We start from the raw sequence: 23,897 nt of genomic DNA on the forward strand, positions 1-23,897 counted from the left end.
TTTTCGGTCGGCATCGGTGTGCCGTGCAACCTTGTTTTCCGGTGGTGAGTCTTCACGCTGAGCGTCCTGCCCGTACAGCGTGAAGGGTTTCCGTGTATCCGAAGAGTCCTGCCGCAGTCCGGACCGGTGGGGTCATGTCCGCCGTCGTCCTCGGCGGTCTGCTGGCCGCCGTTCCGCAGGCGGAGGCCGCCGGTGTCACCTGTTCCGCGAACGTCTACCAGCGGACGTTCTACAAGAACACCTCGTTCTCCGGCTCCCCGGTGCGGACCGACTGCGACAGCGGGATCAGCGAGAGCTGGTCCGGCAGCCCGGCCTCCGGTGTGCCGTCGAACGGCTTCGGCGTCCGCTGGTCGGTGACCCGTGACTTCGGCTCCGGCGGCCCCTTCACGTTCACCGTCTCGGCCACCGACGGCGTCCGCGTCTACCTGGACGGCGTCCGCAGGATCGACCTGTGGAAGAACACCGGTGACACCTCCCGCTCGAAGAAGGTCGATCTCACCGTCGGCTCCGGCAGGCACACCCTTCGCGTCGACCACGTGAACTGGACCGGTGCCGCGAAGATCAAGTACTCGTACACGCCCCGTACTTCGGCGACGTACGACAGGACGAAGCCGCTCGCCCCGACGGGAGTGAAGACCGCTTACGACACCAGGGTCCGCAGGACGACCGTCTCCTGGTCCGCCAACAGGGAGATGGACCTGGCGAACTACTCGCTCTACCGGCGGCCCGTCGGCTCCGGCACCTGGACGAAGGTCACCACGACCACCGCCCGCGGCTACACCGACCCTCTGGTCAACCCCGACGACCGCACGCCGTACTACTACGAGGTCCGTGCCGGGGACAAGGCGGGCAACACCTCGACGGGCAGCAAGGACACCATTGTCGAGCCGCTGCCGGCGGTCACCTCCCTCACCGGCACCTACGACAGGGCGACCGGCAAGGTCACCCTGAAGTGGCCCCTTGACACCGAGCCGCAGTTCGACCACTACACGGTCCTCAGCAACGACCGGGTGGACGGCACCTACAAGTGGGTCCCGCTCGGCACCACCAAGGCCGGCACCTGGACCACCGGTCCCGTCACCCCCGACGGCGAGACCCGCCACTACCGGGTCCTCGTCACCAACGACGGCGGCACCACCACCTACAACCCCAACTGGCTCGACGCCGACGCCGTGAACGAGCTCTGGCTGGACATCCCCGACGGCATCGCCCCCGCCTATGCCCCGAACCTGAGCCTGGGCACGTGCGAGAGCGGGGTGAAGGCGACCGTCACCGACTACACACCGGCCCCGATCCGTGACTTCATCGGCTTCGAGGTCGAGCGCCGTGAGGCGGGGACGGCCGCCTGGTCGGTCGTGCTGCACAAGGCCTTCGACCCGCGCCTCGACCCGGCCACGGCCACCGTCTGCGACGCGCTGCCCGGCGACGGGCGCACCTACGAGTACCGGGCCCGCAGCTATGACGCGGCCGGGAACCACTCGCCGCAGAGCGACATCCTCGCCACGACCGTGACGGTCGGCTGAGTTCGGCGCACGAAAAGACCCGACCGCTGGCGACGGGGGATGCACCAGCGATCGGGCTGTGGCCAGCCTAACAAGGTGGCCTGTGCGGTGGGAGTCAACTTCTCGGCCGTAGTGAGCAGTTGTGATCGGGATCACTCAAGCGCGGTCAGGTGCCGCAGGGCGGGTCGTAGGCGAGGCGGGGGAGGTACTCGCTCCACTTGGCCGGGGTCAGGACGTTGTGGGTGACCGAGCAGATGCGGGTGACCGCCTGGTCGACGTCCAGGCTCCAGAGGCGGACCGTGTCGGCACCGCTGGAGACGCCCAGCATGTGGTTCTCCGGGCTGAAGGAGAGGAAGTTGCCCGTCTTGGCGTTGGGGCTCATGGACTGGCCGATGGGGTGCGCGGAGGACGGGGACGACACGTTCCAGAGGCGGACCGTGTTGTCGTTGCCGCCGCTGGCCAGGGTCCTGCCGTCCGGGCTGAAGGTCAGGGACACGACCGCCTCGGTGTGGCCGGTGAGGGCCGCGCCCAGGCGGGTCGCCCGGGCCGGGTCGGAGACGTTCCACAGGCGGACCGTGTCGTCGTCGCTGCCGCTGGCCAGGGTGGCCCCGTCGGGGCTGTAGGCGAGAGTGTTGACCGGGCCCAGATGGCCCTTGAGCGGGGTGCCCAGGGACCTGGCGCGGGCGGGGTCGGAGACGTTCCAGAGGCGGACCGTGCCGTCCGCGCTGCCGCTGGCCAGGGTGCGGCCGTCGGGGCTGTAGGCGAGCGCGTTGACGTACCCGGTGTGGCCGGTGAGGTGCTTGCCCAGGGCCCGGGGGTGAGCCGGGTCGCTGATGTCCAGAAGCTCGATCGTGCGGTCGTCGTAGTCGGCGGCCAGGGTGCGGCCGTCGGGACTCAGCGCCAGGGCGTCGGCGCCCGCGTACCGGGTTTGCAGCTCCAGGGGCTCGCTGTAGCGGACCGGGTGGGCCGGGTCGGCGACGTTCCACAGCTGCACCGTGTTGCCGGAGCCGGTCAGGATGACGAGGGTGCGGCCGTCGGGCGTGAACGCCATGGACCGCAGGTCCAGGTCGACGGCCGAGAACGGCTCGCCCAGCGACGTGGGCCGCACCGGGGCGCTCACGTTCCACAGCCGGACCCTGCCGTCCCCGCCGCCCGTGGCCAGGATCCGCCCGTCCGGGCTGAACGTCCCGATCCCGCCGATCATGTCCGACCCCGGGATCGACCACAGCCGGACCTTGCCGTCCCCGCTGCCGGTGGCGAGGGTGTGCCCGTCGGGGCTCCAGCCGACGGCGTACATCTCACCGCTGCTGCCCGCGAGCGGCTCGCCCACCTGGGAGGGGAAGGCCGGGTTGTCGACGTTCCACAGGCTGGCCGTGGAGTCCGCGCTGCCCGCGGCGAGCATGGAGCCGTCGGGGCTGAAGGCCACCGACCAGACCGGCCCGGTGTGGCCGGTGAGCGGGGCACCGAGGGCCTTGCCGTGCTTCGGGTCCGTGACGTCCCACAGCCGTACGGTGTCGTCCTTGCTGCCGCTGGCGAGGGTGTGGCCGTCCGGGCTGAAGGCCACGGAGTGCACGGTCGCGGTGTGCCCGGTCAGCGGGGTGCCTATGCGCCGGGCCCGGCGGGGGTCGGAGACGTCGTACAGGAGGATCAGGTTGTCGTCGCCGCCGGCCGCCAGGGTGTGGCCGTCGGGGCTGAACGCGATGGAGCGCACGGCCTCGGTGTGGCCGGTCAGGGTACCCAGCGACGCGGGGTGGCGCGGGTCGCGGACGTCCCACAGACGTACGGTGCGGTCCTCGTCCGCGGCGGCCAGGGTGTGGCCGTCGGGGCTGAAGGCGACCAGGTAGACGGTGCCGTCGTGGCCGGTCGACGGGGTGCCCAGGGACACCGGGTGCTTCGGGTCGGAGACGTCCCACAGTCGTACGGTGCCGTCGTCGCCGGCGCTGGCCAGCGTCCTGCCGTCCGGGCTGAAGACCGCGCTGGAGACCCAGCTGGTGTGGCCCAGCAGCGGCTTGCCGAGGGGCTTGGGCCGGGTCGGGTCGCTCACGTCCCACAGCCGGACCGTGCGGTCGTAGGCGGCGCTGGCCAGGACCTTGCCGTCGGGGCTGAAGGTGGTGAGGTAGACGGCGCCGGTGTGGCCGAGCAGCGGGGTGGCCAGCGGGGCGTTGACGATGGACACCAGGCGGTTGTTGGCGCCCTCGTCGTCCTTGCGCAGACCGTGTGCGACCAGGTCGAGCTGGGCGGAGAGCGAGGGGTCCGAGTACTGGAACCGGTCGGCCTCCGCGACCACCTGCTCGAACATCGCGTCGTCCCGCTGCTGCCGGGCGATCACCGCCGAGCCGGCGGCCAGCACCGCCAGTACGACCAGTGCGGCGACGGCGGTCCGGCTGATCCACACCGTGCGCCGGCGCAGCCGTACCGAGGCCGCCAGGAACCCCACCGCGCTGCGGGCCAGGGAGGTGTTCTCGGCCGACTTCGCCCAGGTGTGGGCCTGTTCGAGCCGTGAGCCCCGGTAGAGGAGCGCGGAGTCGTGGCCCGAGGCGTCCCAGGCCCGGCCGTCCTCCTCCAGGCGCTGGCGCAGCAGATTGCCGTTGCGGTCCTCGTCGAGCCACTCGCGCAGCCGGGGCCAGGCGTGCAGCAGCGCCTCGTGGGTGATCTCGACCGTGTCCGCGTCGAGGGTCACCAGCCGGGCCCGGACCAGGGCTTCGAGCGACTCCTCCGTCTTGCCCGGGTCGGTCGACTCGGCGGCCAGCTGGCGCCGGGTGCCGCGTCTGCGGGTCGCCTGGGTGTCCTCGCCCAGGCGGACCAGACGGAGCAGGAGCAGCCGGGCGGCGGTGCGGGCGGCCGGGTCGAGGCTGGACCAGGCGCGCTCGGCGGTCGCGGCGACGGCGCCCTGGATGCCGCCGGCCGCCCGGTAGCCGGCCAGGGTCAGGCGGCCCGCCTTGCGGCGCTGCCAGGTGGCGAGCAGGGCGTGAGAGAGAAGGGGGAGGACGCCGGCGTCATGGGCACCGCGCGGGCCGTCGGCGCTCACCTCCCGGACGATCAGTTCGGCGAGGCCCGGCTCCAGTTCCAGGCCCACCGCCCTGGCCGGACCGGTCACGGCCTCACGGAGCTCGGCGGTGGTCAGCGGGCCGAGCACCATGTGCCGGTGCTGGAGCGCGTCGGCCAGTTCGGGGTAGCCGAGGCACTGCTCGTAGAAGTCGGCGCGGATGCCGAGGACGACCAGGGCGGGGGCGGGTTCCGCGGGGCCGGCGGACCTGCCGGCCGCGTGGAGGAGGCGGACGAAGGTGCGCCGGTCCGCCTCGTCGGCGCACAGGGTGAAGGCCTCCTCGAACTGGTCCACGATCAGGACCGGACGGGCGGTGGCGGCCGCCGAGGGCGATGTTTCACGTGAAACATCCTCGGTTTCACGGCGGGCCCAGGCCGTGACGGCTTCCCGTACGGCCTCGGGATCGTCCTGGTCCGTCACATCGGCCAGCTCGGGTATGCGGCGCGTCAGTTCCTTGACCGGGTCCGCTCCCGGCACGAGCTGGAGGATCTTGTGCCGGTTGCCGTCCTCGTCGGCCAGGGCGCCGTTCTGCAGTGCGGTGACCAGACCGGCGTTCAGCAGCGAGGACTTGCCCGCTCCCGAGGCGCCGACCAGTACGACCAGACCGCCGCCGTCCTTCGTGGCGCGGAGCTGGGCGACCAGTGCGTCGGTGCTGCGCTCCCGGCCGAAGAACCAGCGGGCGTCCTCACGCCGGTAGGAGGCCAGACCCCGGTACGGGCAGACACTGTCGACCGGTGGCGGTGCCTCCGTCTCCTCCGCCGTCTCCGGCTCGGTCGGTTCGCCGACCGGGTCGGCCACGGCCCGCTCCCACAGCTTCTGCCACTGGGCCGGGTCGTACAGTCCGGAGGAGACGGGTGCCGGCTGGGAGCGCCGGGCCTGCGGGATGAGGACATGGAGGACGGCGGAGAGGGCGGCGAACTGCGCGGGTACGTTCTTCGCCCGTCGCCAGTCGCTGATCCGCTGGGCGGAGACCCGCACCGGACGGCCCCGCTCGTCGACGCGATGCAGTCGGTCGACCGCGTCGGCGACGCGTTTGAGCGGAGGATTACCGGCCTCCTTGTACAGCAACGCGAGCCGTTCCGCGAAAGCTGTGCGTGCCCCTGCGTCGGGACCCAAGGTTCTCCACCCCTTATTTCCGCCGCTGCCGGACATCCGGACCGGAAAACTCACTTTATACGCCTGACCTGCGGCGAAGCCCCGGACCGGACGGGCCGGCCTCCTCAGATATGCACCTCGACTGGCAGGATTTCGCCGCAGCGACGCGGTGCTCGGGCGGCGCCCGGACAGGCCGACCTGCTCAGCGTTCGAAGAGACAGCCAGAGACGGCTCACAGCACCACATGTTCTCGGTCAGCTTCCACCGGCGGTCACCCGCCGGAGTGGCGCGATGACGCAGCCGCTCTCGCCGACCGGGCGGCCCTTTCGCCACAGGGCGCGGCCCGACGCCACCCGCGCCGTTCGGCACCGGTCCCCACGTGGGGAGGGACCGGTGCCGAACGGCACGGGACCACCGGCCGACACGGGTCGGCGGGATGTCAGACCTGTCGTGTCCAGCCCGCCGCGTGTGCCGTCCGGACCGCGTGCTCCTCAGCGTCGTCGGCCGCCTCGTTCAGGGCCGGGTCCTGTCCTGCCGCCGCGCCGCCGGCCGCCTTCGCCGCCGCCTGTGACGCGGTGAGGGCGGCGCGCAGCGCGGCACCCGCCTCGGGACGGTCGTCCAGGGCGCCGGCCACCTGTGCGGCCAGTGCCGCGGTGGCGGCGGCGTTGCGGGCGCAGCGGGCGGCGGCCGCCGGGTCGGGTGCGGTGTCGCCGAGCGCGGCGAGGGACCGGGCCGACAGCCGCAGCGCGTTCGCGGCCCGGCCGACCGGGCTCGTCGGGACGGTCTGCGCCGCGTCAGGGCCGATCCCCGCGTGCCGGCAGACGGCCACCGCACGCTCGTACGCACTGCGCGCACGCGTGGCGTGCAGCTTGCTGAGCGGCTCCGCCGAAGGACCGGTCATCTCCGCCTCCTCGTTCCCGGGCGCGGGCAGGGTGCCATGCCGGCCGTGAAGAAGCCAGACACACGGCGGAGGCGTCAGCTCTCCTGGGCCCTGGGTGCCTCCGGCAGCAGCAGGTCGCGCTGTGGGTGCTTCTCGCCGGTGACGTTTCCCTGTATGCCCAGGTCGGCGCGGGCGGCCTCGTGGAAGGCGTTGATCAGCCGGAAGGCCGTCCGGTGCCGCTCACGCCACTCGGGCAGGGTGCCGGTGATCCGGCCGGTGGCCTGCCACTCGATCTCGGCGATCACCGCGTTCAGCTCGTGTCCCGCCTCGATGGCGTCGTCGCCGCCGAGCAGCATGACCCGCTCGAAGGCCGAGCCCCAGCGCCGGTTGGCCTCGGTCAGCTCGTCGCGCAGTTCCTCCTCGGGCCGGTGTTCCTCGCGCAGCCCCTCCGGGGCTCGTAGACCCGGCCCGCGGCGGCGATCCGCAGCCTGGCCGCGTCCACATAGCCGCCGTACGCCTCGACCTTCTTGTCGTCCCAGCGGGTCAGCAGCTGGTAGCGGTTCCTGCTGCGTTCCATGAGGTGGTTGGTGACATGAGTGGAGAGGGCTCCGATCAGCACCGCCCCCACGGTCACCAGCTGCTCTCCGGCTCCCAACTCGGCCTCCCCCGTGTCCCGCTGACGACCAGTGAGGCTACCCGAACAGCCCCAGCGCCGAGTCCAGCGACCAGCTCTGCCAGCAGACCGCGAACAGGCCGACCAGGGAGATCAGCGCCATCATCAGGTTCTGCCCCTGCTCCGCCCAGTCATGGATCATGAGGACCAGGTAGATCAGGTTGAGCAGGAACCCGGCCACCAGTGCGATCGGGGTGAGGAAGCCGGAGACCAGGCCGAGGCCCAGGGCGAGCTCCGCGTACGCCACCACGTAGGCCATCAGCCGGGGCCGTGGCGCGACGACGGTGTCGAAGCCCCGCCTGACCACGGGCCAGCGGTGCTTCTCCGCGACACCGGCCGCCCACCTGATGCCCCCGCCGCCGAACCACTGCTTCTTGTCCTTGTGCCGCCAGCTCTCCAGCCACCACAGACCGAGCCCGATACGGAGCACCGCGAACCATTCGGCACCGCTCAGCAAGGCTGTTCGCATCCCGCACCCCTCCCGGATCCTCCAACTCATCTGACGATCCGTCAGTTCAGCGGAAGGCGGCGCGGGTCGCAAGAGGTCCGGCGGCCCTTGCTGGCACCGGCTCCTGGGCCTAGCCTGAATGCCATACCGGAATCTGATGGACCGTCAGTTGATCGAGAGTCCAAGCAGGCAGCAGGGGGTAGGCATGGCAGAGAACGCGACCGGCACCCAGGATCTGCCCAGGGTCGTGAGCGTGGACGACCACGTGATCGAGCCCGCGCACCTCTTCGAGAAGTGGCTGCCGGGCAAGTACCGCGACAAGGGACCCAAGCCGTTCACCGCGGGCATCGGCGAACTCGCCTACGTCGGCGGCAAGTACCGGTTCACCACCGACCCCGAGGGCCAGATCACCGACTGGTGGGAGTACGAGGGCCTGCTCTTCCCGTACAAGCGGATCATCGCGGCCGTCGGCTTCTCCCGGGACGAGATGACGCTCGACGGCATCACCCGCGAGCAGATGCGGCCCGGCTGCTGGGACCCCGGGGAACGGCTCAAGGACATGGACATCAACCATGTCGAGGCCTCCCTGTGCTTCCCCACCTTCCCGCGCTTCTGCGGGCAGACCTTCGCCGAGGCCGCGGACAAGGAGGTCGCGCTGGCCTGCGTGCGCGCCTACAACGACTGGATGGTCGAGGAGTGGTGCGGCGACAGCGGCGGCCGGCTCATCCCGCTCTGCCTGATCCCGCTCTGGGACATCGACCTGGCCGTCGCCGAGATCCGCCGCAACGCGGCCCGGGGCGTCCGCGCGGTCACCTTCAGCGAGATCCCCACCTACCTGGGCCTGCCGTCCATCCACTCCGGCTACTGGGACCCGTTCTTCGCCATCTGCGAGGAGACCGGGACGGTCGTGAACATGCACATCGGCAGCAGCTCGCAGATGCCCGCCGCCTCCCCGGACGCGCCGCCCGCCGTGCAGGCCTCGCTGAGCTTCAACAACGCCATGGCCTCGATGATGGACTTCCTCTTCTCCGGGGTCCTGGTGAAGTTCCCCCGGCTCAAACTGGCGTACAGCGAGGGCCAGATGGGCTGGATCCCGTACGCCCTGGAACGCGCCGACGACGTCTGGGAGGAGCACCGCGCCTGGGGCGGGGTCAAGGACCTGATCCCGGAGCCGCCCTCGACGTACTACTACCGGCAGATCTTCTGCTGCTTCTTCCGCGACCGGCACGGCATCGAGGCGATCGAGACCGTCGGCGTGGACAACGCGACCTTCGAGACGGACTACCCGCACGTCGACTCGACCTGGCCGGAGACCAAGCGGGTGGCCCAGGAACACGTGGGCGGACTGGCACCGGAGGTGGCCTACAAGCTGCTGCGCGGCAACGCCATCCGGATGCTGGAGCTGCCCTTCACCTAGATCGAGCTGCCCTTCACCTGGATTCGGCGGGTCCCCTGCTGGGCAGGGGACCTGGCATGAAGGTCTCCGTGGACGCCGACGTCTGCTACGGGTCGGGCGAGTGCGCCTTCCGGGCACCCGCCGTGTTCGGCTTCGAGGACGGGTACGGTTTCGTCCTGCCCGGACGTGCGGAATCCGGGGACGACGAGCTGATCCTGGACATCGCCGAGCGCTGCCCGTCCCAGGCGATCCGGATCGACGGCAAGAAGGTCACTGACTAGCGGATGAGCAGCACCGGCACGGAACTCACCGAACTCCTGGCCACCCTCGGCCGCCGCTACGTCCGCGACTTCCCGGCCCCGTGGGGCAAGACCCTCGCGGCCCGCGCCCTCAACCCCTATCTGCGCGACCACCCCCGCAAGCGCGTCGTCGGGACGCTCTCCGGGGCCCGCTTCGCGGTCGACACCCAGGACCTCATCCAGCGCTACCTCTACCTCTTCGGGGTGTGGGAACCGCACATGACCCACTGGCTGCGCGGCCGGCTCGGACCGGGGGACTGCTTCGTCGACGTCGGCGCCAACATCGGCGTCTTCAGCGTCCTCGCCGCCCGGCTGGTCGGCCCGCGGGGCCGGGTCGTGGCCGTCGAGGCCTCCCCCGACTTCCACCGCCGGCTCGAACAGCAGAGCGCGCTCAACGGCTGCCGGAACATCCGCGCCCTCAACGCCGCCGTCTCCGACGCCCACCGCACCCTGACCTTCGTACTCGCCAGCTCCCGCAACATGGGCGCCAACAGCATCGTCCCGTGGGACGGCCCGGCCGAGTCCAGCTTCGACATCGAGGCCGTGCCGCTGCCCGAGCTGCTGCTGCCGGAGGAGATCGAGACCGCGCGGGTCGTCAAGATCGACGTGGAGGGCGCCGAGGGCGCGGTCGTGCGCGGACTCGCCCCGCTGCTGGAGAAACTGCGCCCCGACTGCGAGATCACCGTCGAGGTCACCCCCGACCGCATGGCCCAGCTCGGCGACTCGGCGGACGAACTGCTGCGCACCATGACCGACGCCGGCTACCACGTCTACCGGCTCGCCAACAGCTACGCGGCCGACAGCTACCCCCGCGCCCTGCACGGCGAGCCGGTGGTCCCGGTCCGCTGGGACCGGCCGGTGACCGAGGAGAGCGACCTGGTCTTCTCCAGGGTGGACGCGGCGACCCTGCCGTAGCGGCGTCCGGTAGGCGTCCGGCTGGTGCTGGTGCTGGTGCTGGTGCTGGTGCTGGTGCTGGTGCTGGTGCTGGTGCTGGTGCTGGTGGCGTCTGGCTGGTGGCTGGTGGGCGGCCGGTCGGTGACTGGTGGACGGTGGACGGCCGGTCGGATACTGGTGGACGGTGGACGGCCGGTCGGATACTGGTGGGCGGTCGGCTAGTAGGCGGGCGGGTACTGCCACTCGTAGTCCGCCAGCGCGCGCGCCCGCGCCGCCACGACGGCCATCCGGGCCTCCCGCTCCGCCGGGTCGGTGTGCGCGGACTGGCCGGTGACCTGGCCCTCCCACTTGCGGTAGAGCAGCCCGACCTCCGCCGAGAACCAGCCCCGGCTCACCGCGTTCAGCGCGAGCAGCAGACCGGTGTCCTCGGAGGCGGGCAGCGCCATCCAGCCGCCGAGGGCGAGCAGCAGCTCGCGGCGGACGAAGAGGGTGGCCGGGTGGACCTGGGCGCGGAAGCCGTTCGCCGTCCAGAAGTCGAGCACCGCCCCGCGCCGGACGGGGCCCTCCTCCGGGTCGCCGGGGAAACCGGCCGTGGAGCCGTCGGGCAGCAGGTCGAGGACGCGTGAGGTGGCCCAGCCGACGGCCGGGTCGGCCTCCAGCACCGCCAGATCGCGGGCCAGCGCACCCGGCGACAGCTGGTCGTCGGCGTCGAGGATCTTGACGTACGCGCCGTCGGCCCGGGCCAGCGCGATGGTGCGGGCGACCCCGGGACCGCCGCTGCGGCCCTGCCGGAACGACACCCGCGCGTCGTCGGGGACGTACGGCCGTACCTCCTCGCCGTACCCGTCCTCCTGGATCAGCCACTGCCACTCCCAGCCGTCCGGCAGCCGCTGCTCGCACAGCGACCTGTACGCCTCCGGCAGGAAACGGGCCGAGGGCGCGTGGACCGCGGTGACGACAGTGATGCGCCGGCTCACGGCAGCGCTCACCACCTTTCCAGGTGCGTGGTGAAGAGCAGCTCCGTGCGGTCGCCGGGGAGCGTGACGGCGGTGATGTCCACGATGCGGTCGCGGATGTCGTACGACGTCTTGTGCAGCAGGATCACCGAGGTACCGGCCGGCAGGTCCAGCTCCCGGGCCTCCTCGGGCGTCGGCGGGCGCGCGGTGAAGCGCTCCTCGACACGGTCGACCTCGATGCCGACGGTGTGCAGCTGGTTCTGGGTGCCGCCCGGCCAGGGTTCCCTGGTCTCGTCCAGCAGCTCCGGGTTCGCCGCGATCATGTCGCGGACGAGATACGAGGTCACCAGGCTGAAGGGGGCCGTCTCGGCCGAGTGCCGGGTCCGGTAGGTGCGCTCCAGCAGCACGGTGCCCTCCGGCACCCCGAATGCGTCGGCGAGGTCGCTGGGCGCGGTCAGCTCGCGGTAGCGGGCGAAGAAGACCAGGTCGTCGAGGACCAGGCCGGTGTCGTGTTCGGTCGCGCCCGTCTCGGCCCGGGCGGCCTCCGGCATCCGGGCGCGGTTCTTCTCCCACTGATGCCGCTTGTTGTCACGGATCGCACGGGTGCGCGGGCGGCGCACGAAGGTGCCGCTGCCGTGCAGCTTGTCGATCAGGCCCTCGGCGCTCAGCAGCCTCAGGGCGTTCTGGATGGTCGGCACGCTCCGGCCGTAGTGCCGGGCCAGCTCCGCCTCGGAGGGCAGCCGGGCACCGGGCTTGCGCTCGCCGTTCCTTATGGAGCGGCGGAGGTCGCCGGCGATCTCCTCGTAGGCCTTGGGCACGGGCTCAGCCTACGACTCCTTAAGAGGAGTTGATGAGTCGAGCGGTTCTGCGGAGGGGCTGGTGTGCGAAGACCCGCGGCCGGTTCCCGGTCGCGGGTCTGAGTCGCAGTAGGCGCTGGTACGTACGCAAGTCGCCCTTGCGCCGTTGCGTCTGGTCCGACTCAGGGTCTCAGCAGTCGAGGGGCGCGGTCTCCGGTTCGTCCGGCGTCTCCGACTCGGTGCTGTCCAGGGGGCGGCGCCGGCAGCTGGGGGTCTTTCCGTGGGCCTCGGCCCGGATGCGCTGTTTCATCGTGGGGGGAAGGGACCTGGCGTGGGACCGGAGCCAGTGGGCACTCGCCGGGACCAGCAGCTGGTCGGCGATGTGGTCGTCACTGCTGCTGTTGCGCGGGGTCTCGGTCTGCGGTACCGCGGCGGCGGTGGTGGCGGTGGCGAGTCCGAGCGCCGTGAACAGCGCGAGGAATGCGGTGACGATGGCGGTCCACAGCTTCATGACCTTGGCGTTCCTGGCCATGGCCCCTCACTTTCGGGTCGGGCGATTTGCGTACTTTCCTCATGATGTGTATGGGCGTCGCGAAGTGGGGGACGTCGACTCGTGGCGCGTCGAAGTTCAGATCAACACCACACGGATGGACGTACTGATCAGGAAAAATCCCCAGAAAGGCTCCGGAAGGGGGCGAGAGGGAGCAAAGTCACCGTCCGTGGAGGTGTGATCACCCTCCGATCGGAACGGTCCGACCTCGTGCAACACCTTGCGGCGGACCGGAGTTGGGGCCGGATGCGGGGTCGGACGCCAGGTCACCGATCGGTATCGGTCGGTGTGTATAGTCGGGCGCCAGAGGTCCCCTACGTCAAGGAAGAGACGAGGTCGCACGGTGAAGAAGCTTCTCCTGGTCGCACTGGCCGCCATCGGCGGGCTCCTCGTGTACCGCCAGATCCAGGCGGATCGCGCCGAGCAGGATCTGTGGACGGAGGCGACTGACTCCGTGCCCACGGGTTCGTGAGTACCGACAACAGACGACACTGAGACCCCGGCCGCCCTCGCGGTCGGGGTTTTGCGTTGCCCGGACCGGACCGATCCCGCCCGGACCGTCCCGCGGGACCGGCCTGTGGGGCGGGTGTTTCGGCCGGTCGTACGGATTGCCGGGTGGCGCGCGGGCGCGCGGGGCAGTATGGGGCCGGTCCGGGACTTCGGCGGCTGGCGAGCTACGGCTGGGGGCGCGCGTGATACGGCGGTGGCGTACGGCGGGATGGCGGGGCGTCGGCGCGGCGGCCGCCCTCGCACTGACGGCGCTGCTGCCCGCCTCTCCGGTTGCGGCGGACAGCGGCACCGGCTATGCCTTCGCCCCGGACGCCCGCACCGTCACCGCGGCGGGGGGCACCGCGGACGCCGCACCGCTGGAGCCCGGCACCACCTACCGCAGCTCCCTCCCGGAGAAGGGCGAGCGGTACTTCCGCCTCGAACTCGCCGCCACCACCACGGCCTACGTCCCCGTCACCGCCGTCCCGCCGGCCGGCGCCACCGTCTCCGCGAGCGACGGCATCGCCGTCTCGGTCGAGGACGCCAACGGTGTCCCCTGCGCCTACGACAGCGCCCGCTTCGGTGCCGGGCTGAGCCCCCGGCCCATCACGGCGCTGGGGCGGCGGGACGCCGGCAAGGCGCTGTGCCAGGACGCGGGCACCTACTACGTGGCCGTTCAGCGGCTCGTGACCGGCTCGCGGACCACGACCCCCGGAAGCTGGGACCTGGAGATCGCCCCCGTCTCCGAACCGGCCCTGGCCGCGGCCGCGGCCACCACCGCCCCCGAGACCTGGAACTCCGCGTCCCCCGAGCCGCTCACCGGGGAACCCCGCCACCGTTCCGGGGGCGCCGGCTTCGACACCGCCCGCGCACTGGGCCAGGGCGTCTGGCAGACCGACATCACCCCCGGCCAGACCCTCTTCTACGCGGTCCCCCTCGACTGGGGCCGGCAGCTGCACGCCACCGTCGACCTCGGCAGCACCGGCGGCGACCCCCACGGCTATGTCAGCGCCGCGCTCAACCTCTCCCTCTACAACCCGGTCCGCGGCTACGTCGACGACGTCTCCCTCGGCTACGACGGCACCCAGAAGTCGTCCTCCCTCCAACCCCTGCCGCCCGTGGCCTACGCCAACCGGTACGCCATCCCCACCGCGGAGAACTCCGTCCGCTTCGCCGGCGCCTACTACCTCGTCGTCCACCTCACCGGGCAGACCGCGGACACGTTCGGGAAGGGGCCGTACGGCGTGACGCTCCGGGTCCGCATCGACGGCACCCCGAACTCCGGCCCGGACTACGCCGGTCCGGCCGTCCCGAAGGGCGTCTTCGACGCGTCGTCGGACCAGGACGGCGTCCTGACCACGATCGCCGACGACAACACGGCGATGAGGGCGCTCGCCGTGGGAGGGATCGGGGCGGGGACGGCCCTGCTCCTGTTCCTGGGCGCGTGGACCCTGTCCGCCCGGCGCTCTCAGATCCGGGTCAACGCCCAGAAACCCACCGCGTAACAGGCCAGCGCGAGGAGAAGGATCGGCACGGCCGCCTTCGCGGGAGGCCCCGGCCGACGCGCCCGCCGCCGACGCCGGCCGTGGGTACGGACCGCCGACAACGGGCTCTGCGCGGCCTGCGGGCTCTGAGGGTCGCGTGCGGTGTAGGTGGCGGTCGTGGTGGTGTCGGCGTCCGGCCGGGCTTCCTGAACAGGGGGGAGGGGCTGCGCGGGGGGCCAGGGGGTCTGCGGCTGCGGGGTGGGGGTGGCTTGCTGGGGTTGGGGTTGGGGCTGCGGGTGTGGCAGTGGTTGCGGGTGTTGCTGGGCGTACGGCGGATACGGCGGTGTCGGCCCGGGTTGCTCCGCGTACGGCGTGGCGGGTGCCGGCGTCTGGGGCGGGGGGAGCCGAAAGCTGCCGGTGTCGGACATGGAGACAGGGGACGAGGGGGATCCGGCGCGGTCGGTGCCGGTGGACGGGGGAGCGTCCGTGTGCCCTGGCCAGGCCGAGGCCGGGGACGACACCGAGGCGGCGGCCGCACCCGTCGTCGTACCGGAACCGGAACCGGCCCCGGCCGCCGTGCCCGAACCCGGTTCCGGCCCCTCGGCCGCGGCCGGACCCGAACCCGTCTCCGCCGCCGCGGCCGGGCCCCCGGGCATCCCCGAGCCGCCTGCCGCCCTTGCCGCCCCTGTCGCCCCTGTCGCCGTTCCCGGCGCCACCGCCTGCCCGCCCGCGCCCGGTACTTCTGCCCGCGCGTCCGCCGCTCCTGCTGCCTGCGCTCCCGCCTGGCGCGCTGCCGCCGCAGTCGGTGGACCCGTACCCGCCGTTGCCGTCGTGCCGGAGTCTCCCGGCGTCACTCTCGCCGTATCGACCCCCGACGCGACCCGCACCGGCCCCTCCGGTTCGAACCCCGGCGGTAACGGCCCCAGTTGGTCGAAGATCTCGATCGTCTCGTCGTCGATGTCCGGCTCGGGAAGGAGCTCCCTGGCCTGGGCGAGGGCCTTGCGGGCTCCCGTGGCCGTGCGGAAGCGGGACTGCGGGTCCGGCTGGACGAGCGTGGCGACGACCTGCCAGAGAGGTTCCGGGACACCCTTGGGAGCTCCCGGGGTGCCGTGCTCGGCGAAGTACTGGACGAGCGCCTTGGCGTCAGGCTTGGCACCTTCCAGGAGGTAGAGCGCGACCAGCCCGACGGCATACAGGTCGGCCGCGAAGTCGGGCTCGGCACCGAGGAGTTGCTCGGGGGCGATGTAACCCGGCGTACCCACCACGAGGTTGGTCTCGGTCAGCCGGGCCTCGCCGAACCGCATGGCGATACCGAAGTCGGACAGGCGCAGCCGGGGACGGGCGGTACCGGACGCCTCCAGCAGGATGTTGGCCGGCTTGATGTCCCGGTGGACCACGCCCTCCGCGTGCACGGCGGCGAGACCGGAGAGCAGCTGGTCGAGAAGCGTGCAGACGAACGCAGGGGGAAGCGGGCCGTAGTCCCCGACGAGATGGACCAGCGAGCCGCCGGCGACCAGGTCCATCGTGAACAGGACCTTGTCGTCGTCGGCGGCCCAGCTGGCCGGAGCGAGGACATGAGGGTGATCGATGCGCAGCGCCTGCTCCCGCACGAAGCGCAGCAGCGCGTGGGCGTCGCTCTGCTGGAGCACCTTGGCCGCCACATAGCGTTTCCGCCGGTGGTCCCAGGCGCGCCAGACGGCACCCACCCCGCCATGACCGATCGGGTCGGCCAGTTCGTACCGGCCCGCGAAGACCTCACCCATGACTGCCCGCAGCCCTCCCCCTCGAAGCCCCCTGCCACTCCCCTTGCCTGTTACCCCCCTTGCTTCCCCCGGATGAGAGATACGACCCCTCTCGCGCGACCCCCTCGCCAGGAGCGTGGCCCCGCCCGGTTCACCGGACCCCCTCCGGTGTACCGGGCCGCGGCTCAGCTCTGGTGCGACTGGTAGTGCGTGACCGCGTCCGAGGTGCGGCCGGCGCCGTACACCCGGAGGAACTCCGCGAGCTCCGGATGGGACGGGGCCAGGGTGTCGGCCGCGTCGATGATGTCGCCCGCCGCGGCCACCGAACGCAGCAGCGACTGGATCTCGCGGACCACCCGCTTGACCGTCGGCGCTCCCGAACCGCTCGTCGTCTGTGTGGTGTTGCTGAGCACCGAGCCCCCCTGGGACTTCTTGATCTCGTCCATGCGCTCCGTCGCCTCGGCCGCGCTCACGCTGCCGTCCGCGACCAGTGCGGCCAGGTCCTGGAGCTGCTGCACCCGCTGGACCACGGCCGGGTTGCCGATCTTCGCCCGCTGGCCGCTCATCAGCTGCGACAACATGGGCGCGGACAGTCCGAGGACCGCCGCCAGACGAGCCTGGTTGAGCCCCAGATCGTCGATGAGCTTACGGAAGAGCGCCCCCAACGGCTCCCCGTACCAGTTCCGCTGCAGCTCCCGCGCTCTGGCGGTGGCTTCCTGCTGTGCGGCGTCCATTGCGTCTCCCCATCGCTTCCCCAAAAAATCCACGGTTCGCTACAGCGAACCTCGTCGAGCATCTTACGGAGCGTGGTCATCCGCGGGGACCCCCAATCTTTTTGCGAGGTACGGGGGGTGACCCGGTACTCTGGTCTGCGCCGGGGCCTTAGCTCAGTTGGTAGAGCGCTGTCTTTGCATGGCAGATGTCAGGGGTTCGACTCCCCTAGGCTCCACAAAAACCCCTCTGACCAGCACGTATGCGGTCAGAGGGGTTCTTTTTTTTGGGTCGTGGGTCAGTGCTTCTTGCCGTCCCGGTTCGCCCGCTCCTCGGCCTCCTTGGCCTGAACCTCGGGATCGAGCGGCGAACTGCCGTCCACCGAACCGAGGCGGCCCGACTCTGGCACCTCCGTCGCCGCAGGCGGCTCGACCAGCCAGTCAGGGTTGGCCTGCTTGTCCCACCACTTCCAGGCGGCGACGCCGGCCCCGGCCAGCACACCGGCCACCACGAACGCCTTGAACACACGCCCGCACGCCGAACGCCGCTGGTTCCGGCGAGCCAGCTTCTGGATGTCCTCGGCCGAGACATTGCCCCGCAGCGCGGCCAGCGCCGCGGCACCCCGCGTCGCGGCCTCGTCACGGACCGGCCCGGCCGCCGCCACCGCCTGCTCGATCCTCGGACGCGAGTAGTCGGCGGCCTGCCGGGCCGCCTTACGGGTCAGATCGGCGGCATCGTGCGCGGCCTGGTCCACCTTCGGCGGCACATGCGCCCGAGCCAGTTCCAGGCGCGGCACGAGACGGGCGTCGTACTGGACGCGGGCCTGTTCAGCGGCCTGCGACACCACGGGCGCGAGCCGTACGCGTGCCTCCTGCGCGTAGTACGCGGCACGCTCCTTGGCCGTGTCGGCGTAGGGCGCCACCACTTCCGCGGCGTGGCGCACGCTGTCCTTCGCCGAGCTGGTCGCGGCGCGCACGCTGTCGTTGCGGGTCACGGGTTTCCTCCTCCTCGGTGGCGTACGGTAATTCGACTTTCCACCCTTTTATGGATCATGCCTGCCAACGGGCCGAGCGGCGCGCGAGGGCGGGCATACGGGTGCAACCAGAGCTAAGAGGGGCTTGTCGACGACAATGCCACGGATCGGCCCCGCGCGCCCCCGCATGACAGAAGGGGTTCGGCAAGTGATTCGTGAGGATCCACGTCCACAGACCCACGACGGGCGACGGACCCGCCGTACCGTGCGAGGATCTGGGCACTGAACCCGAGCACAACGGAAGGTGGACCGTGGCCGAGCAGCTCTACGCCACCCTGAAGACCAGCCTCGGCGACATCGTGGTCCGGCTCTTCCCGAACCACGCGCCGAAGACGGTCAAGAACTTCGTCGAACTGGCGCAGGGCGAGCGAGAGTGGACCCACCCGGCCACCGGCACGGTCTCCACCGACCCGCTCTACGACGGCACGGTCTTCCACCGGGTGATCAGCGGCTTCATGATCCAGGGCGGCGACCCCCTCGGCACCGGCATCGGCGGCCCCGGCTACAAGTTCGAGGACGAGTTCCACCCCGACCTGCGCTTCGACCGGCCCTACCTGCTCGCCATGGCCAACGCCGGCCCCCGCACCAACGGCTCGCAGTTCTTCATCACGGTCAACCCCGCCCCCCACCTCAACCGCAAGCACACCATCTTCGGCGAGGTCGTCGACCCGGACAGCCAGAAGGTCGTGGACAAGATCGCCGCCGTCGCCGTCAGCGGACCGAACAAGCGGCCCGAGAACAACGTCGTGATCAAAACGGTCGCCGTCGAGAAGCGCGACAGCTGACCTGGCCCCGAATCCGGGGAGAGCGTCCGAAGGGAACCAAACGCCCCGCTCGTCCGTAAGGATGTGCGGGGCAGAATGGTGCCCACGACGAGCGAGGGGACCCCATGGAGGACCAGGCGGCAGGCAGCGCCCGCGACGCACACAGCCTGCCCAAGTGCTACCGGCACCCGGACCGGGAGACCGGCGTGCGCTGCACCCGCTGCGAGCGCCCCATCTGCCCCGAGTGCATGGTCAGCGCCTCCGTGGGCTTCCAGTGCCCCGAGTGCGTGCGCGGCACCACCGCCGGCCACAGCGGCCCGCCCCCGGCCGCCTCCCGCCCGCGCACCATCGCCGGCGGCACGGTCACCATGGACCCGCGGCTGGTCACCAAGATCCTGATCGGCATCAACATCGCCGTCTTCCTGATCCAGGTCTCGGTCGGGAACAGCTTCACCAACCACTTCGAGATGATCGGCCAGGCCCAGTACTCCCAGTTCAGCCCGCTCGAAGGAGTGGCGCAGGGCCAGTACTACCGCATGCTGACCTCGATGTTCCTGCACGATCCCGGCAACCCCATGCACATCGCGTTCAACATGCTCAGCCTGTGGTGGATCGGCGGCCCCCTGGAAGCCGCCCTCGGCCGCGCCCGCTACATCACGCTCTACTTCGTCTCCGGCCTGGCCGGCAGCGCCCTCACCTATCTGCTCGCCGCCCAGAACCAGCCCTCGCTCGGCGCCTCCGGCGCGATCTTCGGCCTCTTCGGCGCGACCGCGGTGCTCATCCGCCGGCTCAACTACGACATGCGGCCGATCATCGCCCTGTTGGTGATCAACCTCATCTTCACCTTCAGCGGCGGTATCGCCTGGCAGGCCCACATCGGCGGCCTGGTCGCCGGTGTCGTCACCGGCTACGCGATGGTGCACGCCCCGCGCGAGCGGCGGAACCTCATCCAGTACGGCACCGGCGCGCTGGTCCTGGTGCTGGCCGTCGTCATCACGGTCATCAGGACCGCGCAGCTCACCTGAGCCTGTTCACGGCGGCTCACCGCGGCTCACCGCACCGATACCGAACCGTTGTCCACAGACGGTGACGATCTTATACACAACGTGTGCGCACAACTGTGCCCCCTGTCCCTCATCTGCGTTTCTGCAGGTGAGGGAGGGGGCGAACAGTCAAGCGAGCGGTGTTGTGGTAGTCGTATCGGTGTCAACGCCTGATGGGTTATCCACAGATCGTCGTCTTTTCCCCAGGAGGGTGTGGATAGCAGGTCAGGCCTGTGGATAACTCAGTGAACAGCCCTGGGTAGAGCTACCGCCGAGCTACTTCCACTGCGTGGAGACACCGAAGCCGGCGGCGATGAAGCCGAAGCCCACGACGATGTTCCAGTTGTCGAGGCTGTCGATGGGCAGCGAGCCGTCGGTCACATAGAAGACGACGATCCAGGCCAGCCCGATGAGGAACATGGCCAGCATCACCGGCGCGACCCAGGCCCGGTTGTTCAACTTGATGGCGGTCGTCTGCTTCGCCGGGGGCGGCGTGTAGTCGGCCTTCTTGCGGATACGTGACTTCGGCACGAGGGTCTCTCCTGTCGATGCGCTGCGTGGCCGCGCAGGTAACTGGGTCGGGCTCGGGGCAGCGTACAAGGGGACAGTAAGGGCGCACTGAGCGCTCCCCCGGGCGTCCGTTAGCGTAGTGCTTCTACGGCGCCGAAGGAGATAAGGGTACGTTGAGCAATTCTGCCGACTCCAACGCGACCGGATCAACGGGTTCCGACCCGGCCCGTAAGGGTGGCTTCCGTCCGGTGCGGGTTCTTACCGTCGGAGTCTTCGCCCTCGCCGGCCTTCTCTTCTTCACCAGCTTCAACACGGCCAAGGGCACCGACATCCGCTCGGACGACAATCTGCTGAAGCTGTCCGACCTGATCCAGGAACGCAGCCGCAAGAACAAGGAGCTGGACGAGGCCAACGCGAGTTCGCGCGACCAGAACGAGAAGCTCGCCGAACGCGACGACGGTTCCACCAGGGCCCAGGACGACAAGCTCACGGGGCTGGAGAAGGACGCGGGCACCCGGAAGCTCAGCGGCAAGGCGATCACCGTCACGCTGAACGACGCTCCGCCGAACGCGACGGCCAAGCTGCCCGGCTATCCCGAGCCGCAGCCCGACTATCTGGTCATCCACCAGCAGGACCTGCAGGCCGTGGTGAACGCCCTGTGGAAGAGCGGCGCCCAGGGCATCAAGGTCATGGACCAGCGGCTGATCTCCACCAGTGCGGTGCGCTGCGTCGGCAACACGCTGATTCTCCAGGGCCGGGTCTATTCACCGCCGTACAAGATCCAGGCGGTCGGGGACCCGGCGAAGATGCAGCAGGGGCTCGCGGACTCCGAGGCGATCCAGAACTACATGGTGTACGTGAACGTCTACGGCCTCGGCTGGAAAGTCACCGAGGACGGGACGGTGACTCTGCCGGGTTACTCGGGCACAGTGGATCTGCACTACGCGAAGCCCGTGGAGTAAGCAGCTCGTCACCTTCTGGAGCCGCCGGTGCGCGTGATCGTCAGGACCGTGAGCGAGCTCTGCATCACCGTCGGCACGCTCATCGTCCTCTTCGTGGTCTATGTGCTGTTCTGGACCGGGGTGAAGGCCGACAGCGTGATGCACGAACAGATCGACCGGTTACAGAGGCAGTGGTCGGCCGACGCCACGCTGCACCCGACGGCCAGGGCGTCCACTCCCGCCGCTCCCGCGGCCTACCACTACGGCAGGCCTTTCGCGATCATGTACATCCCGCGGTTCGGTTTCACGTGGAACAAGCCGGTCCTGGAGGGCACGGGGACCGATGTGCTGAAGAAGGGCCTGGCCCACTACGCCCGGACCGCGCGGCTCGGCCAGGAGGGCAACTTCGCGGTCGCCGGCCATCGCCGCACGTACGGCGACCCGTTCCTGGACTTCCCGGAGCTGCGCAAGGGCGATGCGATCGTGCTGACGGACGGGACCACCTGGTTCACGTATCGGATCGACAAAGGCCCTTACAAAACAGTTCCGACGGACGTTGAAGTGATCGACCCTGTGCCACGTAAGTCGGGGTATACGCGTCCGGGGCGCTATCTCACGCTGACCACGTGTGATCCGGAATGGGGGCACAGTCATCGGCTGATCGTCTGGGCCCATCTGGACTCCACACAGCCTGTGGAGGCAGGCAAACCCGCGGCGCTGCGCCGTTAGTCTGGTGCAGTACGGCGGGATTCTGGTGCCGTGACGGAACGGAAGGGACGGCAGGGACGGCATGTACGGCTACATCTGGCGGCATCTGCCGGGGAACGTATGGGTGAAGTCGCTGATCTCACTCGTGCTCGTCCTGGCCGTGGTCTACGTCCTCTTCCAGTACGTCTTCCCCTGGGCCGAACCGCTGCTGCCCTTCAACGATGTGACGGTGGACAACCAGTGAGCGCGCGGATTCTCGTCGTCGACAACTACGACAGCTTCGTCTTCAACCTGGTCCAGTACCTGTACCAGCTGGGCGCCGAGTGCGAGGTGCTGCGCAACGACGAGGTGTCGACGGCGCATGCCCAGGACGGTTTCGACGGTGTGCTGCTGTCGCCGGGCCCCGGTACGCCGGAGGAGGCCGGGGTGTGTGTGGAGATGGTCAGGCACTGTGCCGAGACCGGTGTGCCCGTTTTCGGGGTGTGCCTCGGCATGCAGTCGATGCAGGTGGCGTACGGCGGTGTGGTGGACCGGGCGCCGGAGCTGCTGCACGGCAAGACCTCGCTGGTGGAGCATGAGGGCAAGGGGGTCTTCGCCGGCCTGCCGACCCCGTTCACCGCGACCCGCTACCACTCGCTCGCGGCCGAGCCGGACACGGTTCCGGCCGAGCTGGAGGTGACCGCCCGCACCCACGACGGGATCATCATGGGGCTGCGGCACCGTGAACTCCCGGTGGAGGGGGTGCAGTTCCACCCCGAGTCGGTGCTGACCGAGCACGGGCACCGGATGCTGGCCAACTGGCTGGTGGAGTGCGGCGACCAGGAGGCCGTGGCGAGGTCGGCGGGGCTCGCCCCGGTGGTGGGCAGGGCCACGGCGTGACCGCGCTGCGCCCCGAGCGCGAGACCGATACCTCGTACGGGACTCAGCCGTACGGGGCGTCGAGCGCGCTCGGGGAGACGGCGTATCTGCCTCCGGTCGCGGCCGAGGAGCCGGCGGCGGCCTATCTCCCGCCGATCGACGAGGAGACCGTCGCCCTGCGGATCCCCGATCCGCCGCCCATGTCGGCGTCTGCGGGCACGGCAGCCTCTTCTGCCCCTGGGACACCAGAGGGCGGCCGAGCGGCCCGCAGAAAGGCAGCCAGGCGGCGTGGCGGGCGGCACGGTGGCGTATCGGAGGCGGCGGAGGCACAGCCGAGCGGGAACAGCGCCTCGGGACGTCCGCTGTCCCGGGTCGAGGCGCGTCGCCGGGAGCGGCTGCGCAAGCCCAGCCCGGCCGTCGTGGCGAGCCGGGCGATAGGCGAGGTGTTCATCACCACCGGTGTGCTGATGCTGCTGTTCGTCACCTATCAGCTGTGGTGGACGAACGTCCGTGCCCATGCCCAGGCGGGCAGTGAGGCGAGCACCCTGCAGCAGGACTGGGCGAGCGGCAAGCGTTCGCCCGGTGTCTTCGCGCCGGGGCAGGGTTTCGCCATCCTGCACATCCCCAAGCTGGACGTGGTGGCGCCGATCGCCGAGGGCGTCAGCAACAAGAAGGTGCTCGACAAGGGCATGGTCGGTCACTACGGCGAGGGTGCGCTGAAGACCGCGATGCCTCAGGACAAGACCGGCAACTTCGGGCTGGCCGCGCACCGCAACACGCACGGCGAGCCGTTCCGGTACATCAACAGACTGGTGGCCGGTGACGCGGTCGTCGTCGAGACGCAGGACGAGTACTTCGTGTACAAGGTGACGTCGATGCTGCCGGTGACGTCACCGGGCAACGTGAGTGTGCTGGACCCGATTCCGAAGGGTTCGGGTTTCACCAAGGCGGGCCGCTACATCACACTCACCACCTGCACACCGGAGTTCACCAGCAAGTACCGGTTGATCGTGTGGGGCAAGATGGTCGAGGAACGCCCGCGCAGCAAGGGCAAGCCGGACGCGCTCGTCGAGTAAGG

General features: G+C 70.4%; 26 protein-coding genes and 1 tRNA gene. 15 read left to right on the plus strand and 12 right to left on the minus strand.

The window, feature by feature from the left end; all coding sequences use genetic code 11:
- Positions 1-134: 134 nt before the first annotated feature.
- Positions 135-1,523 carry a PA14 domain-containing protein gene (locus ACIRR9_RS03500; RefSeq protein WP_403747101.1) on the plus strand — a complete coding sequence of 463 codons (1,389 nt, stop codon included), beginning with the start codon at positions 135-137 and terminating at the stop codon, positions 1,521-1,523.
- A gap of 145 nt (positions 1,524-1,668) precedes the next feature.
- On the opposite strand, the gene ACIRR9_RS03505 is transcribed toward ACIRR9_RS03500, so the two are convergent.
- The 5 genes from ACIRR9_RS03505 to ACIRR9_RS03525 all read right to left on the minus strand — a co-directional run bounded on the left by ACIRR9_RS03505 (position 1,669) and on the right by ACIRR9_RS03525 (position 7,665).
- Positions 1,669-5,700, minus strand: coding sequence for an AAA family ATPase (locus ACIRR9_RS03505; RefSeq protein ID WP_403748151.1), 4,032 nt, complete (start codon positions 5,698-5,700; stop codon positions 1,669-1,671).
- 382 nt (positions 5,701-6,082) lie between these two features.
- Complete coding sequence (locus ACIRR9_RS03510) at positions 6,083-6,544, minus strand: hypothetical protein (protein WP_403747103.1); 462 nt, start codon at positions 6,542-6,544, stop codon at positions 6,083-6,085.
- Positions 6,545-6,618: 74 nt separating this feature from the next.
- Positions 6,619-6,879, minus strand: coding sequence for a hypothetical protein (locus ACIRR9_RS03515; protein WP_403747105.1), 261 nt, complete (start codon positions 6,877-6,879; stop codon positions 6,619-6,621).
- Positions 6,880-6,920: 41 nt separating this feature from the next.
- A complete protein-coding gene (locus ACIRR9_RS03520) occupies positions 6,921-7,178 on the minus strand; it encodes a hypothetical protein (RefSeq protein WP_403747107.1) in 258 nt (85 codons plus the stop codon).
- Positions 7,179-7,215: 37 nt separating this feature from the next.
- On the minus strand, positions 7,216-7,665 hold the full coding sequence (locus ACIRR9_RS03525) for a DoxX family protein (RefSeq protein WP_385673461.1): 450 nt from the start codon (positions 7,663-7,665) through the stop codon (positions 7,216-7,218).
- A gap of 184 nt (positions 7,666-7,849) precedes the next feature.
- On the opposite strand from ACIRR9_RS03525, the gene ACIRR9_RS03530 reads away from it, so the two are divergent.
- Genes ACIRR9_RS03530 through ACIRR9_RS03545 form a run of 4 tightly spaced genes read left to right on the plus strand, consistent with a single transcriptional unit; the run spans position 7,850 to position 10,455 of the window.
- Positions 7,850-9,061 carry an amidohydrolase family protein gene (locus ACIRR9_RS03530; RefSeq protein WP_365351107.1) on the plus strand — a complete coding sequence of 404 codons (1,212 nt, stop codon included), beginning with the start codon at positions 7,850-7,852 and terminating at the stop codon, positions 9,059-9,061.
- Between the two features lie 56 nt (positions 9,062-9,117).
- On the plus strand, positions 9,118-9,321 hold the full coding sequence (locus tag ACIRR9_RS03535) for a ferredoxin (RefSeq protein ID WP_365351108.1): 204 nt from the start codon (positions 9,118-9,120) through the stop codon (positions 9,319-9,321).
- 3 nt (positions 9,322-9,324) lie between these two features.
- Positions 9,325-10,254, plus strand: coding sequence for an FkbM family methyltransferase (locus ACIRR9_RS03540; RefSeq protein WP_365351109.1), 930 nt, complete (start codon positions 9,325-9,327; stop codon positions 10,252-10,254).
- A gap of 24 nt (positions 10,255-10,278) precedes the next feature.
- Positions 10,279-10,455 carry a hypothetical protein gene (locus tag ACIRR9_RS03545; protein WP_403747110.1) on the plus strand — a complete coding sequence of 59 codons (177 nt, stop codon included), beginning with the start codon at positions 10,279-10,281 and terminating at the stop codon, positions 10,453-10,455.
- Here the strand turns inward: ACIRR9_RS03545 and ACIRR9_RS03550 are convergent.
- The 3 genes from ACIRR9_RS03550 to ACIRR9_RS03560 form a co-directional block, all read right to left on the minus strand.
- Complete coding sequence (locus ACIRR9_RS03550; RefSeq protein WP_403747112.1) at positions 10,452-11,210, minus strand: glycosyltransferase family 2 protein; 759 nt, start codon at positions 11,208-11,210, stop codon at positions 10,452-10,454. The two genes, ACIRR9_RS03545 and ACIRR9_RS03550, sit on opposite strands and share 4 nt — an antisense overlap.
- Before the next feature lie 8 nt (positions 11,211-11,218).
- On the minus strand, positions 11,219-12,007 hold the full coding sequence (locus tag ACIRR9_RS03555) for a GntR family transcriptional regulator (protein WP_403747114.1): 789 nt from the start codon (positions 12,005-12,007) through the stop codon (positions 11,219-11,221).
- Positions 12,008-12,176: 169 nt separating this feature from the next.
- Positions 12,177-12,518: a DUF6344 domain-containing protein gene (locus tag ACIRR9_RS03560; protein WP_365351113.1), complete on the minus strand. Its 342-nt coding sequence runs from the start codon at positions 12,516-12,518 to the stop codon at positions 12,177-12,179.
- Between the two features lie 361 nt (positions 12,519-12,879).
- Here ACIRR9_RS03560 and ACIRR9_RS03565 point away from each other — a divergent pair, with 361 nt between their 5' ends.
- Together ACIRR9_RS03565 and ACIRR9_RS03570 are read left to right on the plus strand one after the other, a co-directional pair.
- Positions 12,880-13,008: a DLW-39 family protein gene (locus ACIRR9_RS03565; RefSeq protein ID WP_003999697.1), complete on the plus strand. Its 129-nt coding sequence runs from the start codon at positions 12,880-12,882 to the stop codon at positions 13,006-13,008.
- A 220-nt stretch (positions 13,009-13,228) separates the two neighbouring features.
- On the plus strand, positions 13,229-14,530 hold the full coding sequence (locus ACIRR9_RS03570) for a hypothetical protein (protein ID WP_403747117.1): 1,302 nt from the start codon (positions 13,229-13,231) through the stop codon (positions 14,528-14,530).
- Here ACIRR9_RS03570 and ACIRR9_RS03575 read toward each other — a convergent pair.
- Positions 14,494-16,272 carry a serine/threonine-protein kinase gene (locus ACIRR9_RS03575; protein ID WP_403747119.1) on the minus strand — a complete coding sequence of 593 codons (1,779 nt, stop codon included), beginning with the start codon at positions 16,270-16,272 and terminating at the stop codon, positions 14,494-14,496. The genes ACIRR9_RS03570 and ACIRR9_RS03575 overlap by 37 nt on opposite strands.
- A 164-nt stretch (positions 16,273-16,436) precedes the next feature.
- Positions 16,437-16,985, minus strand: coding sequence for a DNA-binding protein (locus ACIRR9_RS03580; RefSeq protein ID WP_316771601.1), 549 nt, complete (start codon positions 16,983-16,985; stop codon positions 16,437-16,439).
- Positions 16,986-17,127: 142 nt separating this feature from the next.
- Between ACIRR9_RS03580 and ACIRR9_RS03585 the strand changes: the two genes are divergently transcribed.
- A tRNA-Ala gene (locus tag ACIRR9_RS03585) sits at positions 17,128-17,200 on the plus strand.
- A gap of 60 nt (positions 17,201-17,260) precedes the next feature.
- On the opposite strand, the gene ACIRR9_RS03590 is transcribed toward ACIRR9_RS03585, so the two are convergent.
- On the minus strand, positions 17,261-17,956 hold the full coding sequence (locus tag ACIRR9_RS03590) for a DUF5324 family protein (protein ID WP_384560879.1): 696 nt from the start codon (positions 17,954-17,956) through the stop codon (positions 17,261-17,263).
- Between the two features lie 290 nt (positions 17,957-18,246).
- Between ACIRR9_RS03590 and ACIRR9_RS03595 the strand changes: the two genes are divergently transcribed.
- Positions 18,247-18,780 (plus strand): peptidylprolyl isomerase, encoded by a 534-nt coding sequence (locus ACIRR9_RS03595; RefSeq protein WP_365351122.1) that lies wholly within the window; start codon positions 18,247-18,249, stop codon positions 18,778-18,780.
- 104 nt (positions 18,781-18,884) lie between these two features.
- Complete coding sequence (locus ACIRR9_RS03600) at positions 18,885-19,784, plus strand: rhomboid family intramembrane serine protease (RefSeq protein WP_403747122.1); 900 nt, start codon at positions 18,885-18,887, stop codon at positions 19,782-19,784.
- Between the two features lie 294 nt (positions 19,785-20,078).
- Here the strand turns inward: ACIRR9_RS03600 and crgA are convergent, their stop codons facing one another.
- Positions 20,079-20,333 (minus strand): cell division protein CrgA, encoded by a 255-nt coding sequence (gene crgA, locus ACIRR9_RS03605; RefSeq protein WP_123975696.1) that lies wholly within the window; start codon positions 20,331-20,333, stop codon positions 20,079-20,081.
- A 152-nt stretch (positions 20,334-20,485) separates the two neighbouring features.
- Here crgA and ACIRR9_RS03610 point away from each other — a divergent pair, with 152 nt between their 5' ends.
- From ACIRR9_RS03610 to ACIRR9_RS03630, 5 genes are all read left to right on the plus strand, one after another.
- Complete coding sequence (locus ACIRR9_RS03610) at positions 20,486-21,274, plus strand: DUF881 domain-containing protein (protein WP_123975695.1); 789 nt, start codon at positions 20,486-20,488, stop codon at positions 21,272-21,274.
- 27 nt (positions 21,275-21,301) lie between these two features.
- On the plus strand, positions 21,302-21,982 hold the full coding sequence (locus ACIRR9_RS03615) for a class E sortase (protein ID WP_403747126.1): 681 nt from the start codon (positions 21,302-21,304) through the stop codon (positions 21,980-21,982).
- A gap of 61 nt (positions 21,983-22,043) precedes the next feature.
- Positions 22,044-22,205, plus strand: a complete 162-nt coding sequence (locus ACIRR9_RS03620) for a hypothetical protein (protein ID WP_123975693.1) — start codon at positions 22,044-22,046, stop codon at positions 22,203-22,205.
- Entirely contained in the window at positions 22,202-22,840 is a 639-nt protein-coding gene (locus ACIRR9_RS03625; protein ID WP_403747128.1) for an aminodeoxychorismate/anthranilate synthase component II, read from the plus strand. Before ACIRR9_RS03620 ends, ACIRR9_RS03625 begins: the two co-directional genes overlap by 4 nt.
- Positions 22,837-23,895: a class E sortase gene (locus tag ACIRR9_RS03630; RefSeq protein WP_403747131.1), complete on the plus strand. Its 1,059-nt coding sequence runs from the start codon at positions 22,837-22,839 to the stop codon at positions 23,893-23,895. The genes ACIRR9_RS03625 and ACIRR9_RS03630 overlap by 4 nt, the downstream gene beginning before the upstream one ends.
- The last annotated feature ends 2 nt before the right edge of the window (positions 23,896-23,897 follow it).

The organism is Streptomyces sp. NPDC101234, from assembly GCF_044767525.1.
In the GTDB taxonomy this organism is placed as follows: Bacteria; Actinomycetota; Actinomycetes; order Streptomycetales; family Streptomycetaceae; genus Streptomyces; species Streptomyces sasae.

What these genes read in the sequence shown, in the direction of transcription:
- ACIRR9_RS03540 (WP_365351109.1), top strand. Translation starts at nt 9,325, where the DNA reads ATGAGCAGCACCGGCACGGAACTCACCGAACTCCTGGCCACCCTCGGC.
- ACIRR9_RS03535 (WP_365351108.1), top strand. Translation starts at nt 9,118, where the DNA reads ATGAAGGTCTCCGTGGACGCCGACGTCTGCTACGGGTCGGGCGAGTGC.
- ACIRR9_RS03515 (WP_403747105.1), bottom strand. Translation starts at nt 6,879, where the DNA reads ATGCTGCTCGGCGGCGACGACGCCATCGAGGCGGGACACGAGCTGAAC.
- ACIRR9_RS03500 (WP_403747101.1), top strand. Translation starts at nt 135, where the DNA reads ATGTCCGCCGTCGTCCTCGGCGGTCTGCTGGCCGCCGTTCCGCAGGCG.
- ACIRR9_RS03525 (WP_385673461.1), bottom strand. Translation starts at nt 7,665, where the DNA reads ATGCGAACAGCCTTGCTGAGCGGTGCCGAATGGTTCGCGGTGCTCCGT.
- ACIRR9_RS03505 (WP_403748151.1), bottom strand. Translation starts at nt 5,700, where the DNA reads ATGTCCGGCAGCGGCGGAAATAAGGGGTGGAGAACCTTGGGTCCCGAC.
- ACIRR9_RS03560 (WP_365351113.1), bottom strand. Translation starts at nt 12,518, where the DNA reads ATGGCCAGGAACGCCAAGGTCATGAAGCTGTGGACCGCCATCGTCACC.
- ACIRR9_RS03620 (WP_123975693.1), top strand. Translation starts at nt 22,044, where the DNA reads ATGTACGGCTACATCTGGCGGCATCTGCCGGGGAACGTATGGGTGAAG.
- ACIRR9_RS03580 (WP_316771601.1), bottom strand. Translation starts at nt 16,985, where the DNA reads ATGGACGCCGCACAGCAGGAAGCCACCGCCAGAGCGCGGGAGCTGCAG.
- ACIRR9_RS03600 (WP_403747122.1), top strand. Translation starts at nt 18,885, where the DNA reads ATGGAGGACCAGGCGGCAGGCAGCGCCCGCGACGCACACAGCCTGCCC.
- ACIRR9_RS03510 (WP_403747103.1), bottom strand. Translation starts at nt 6,544, where the DNA reads ATGACCGGTCCTTCGGCGGAGCCGCTCAGCAAGCTGCACGCCACGCGT.
- ACIRR9_RS03530 (WP_365351107.1), top strand. Translation starts at nt 7,850, where the DNA reads ATGGCAGAGAACGCGACCGGCACCCAGGATCTGCCCAGGGTCGTGAGC.
- ACIRR9_RS03575 (WP_403747119.1), bottom strand. Translation starts at nt 16,272, where the DNA reads ATGGGTGAGGTCTTCGCGGGCCGGTACGAACTGGCCGACCCGATCGGT.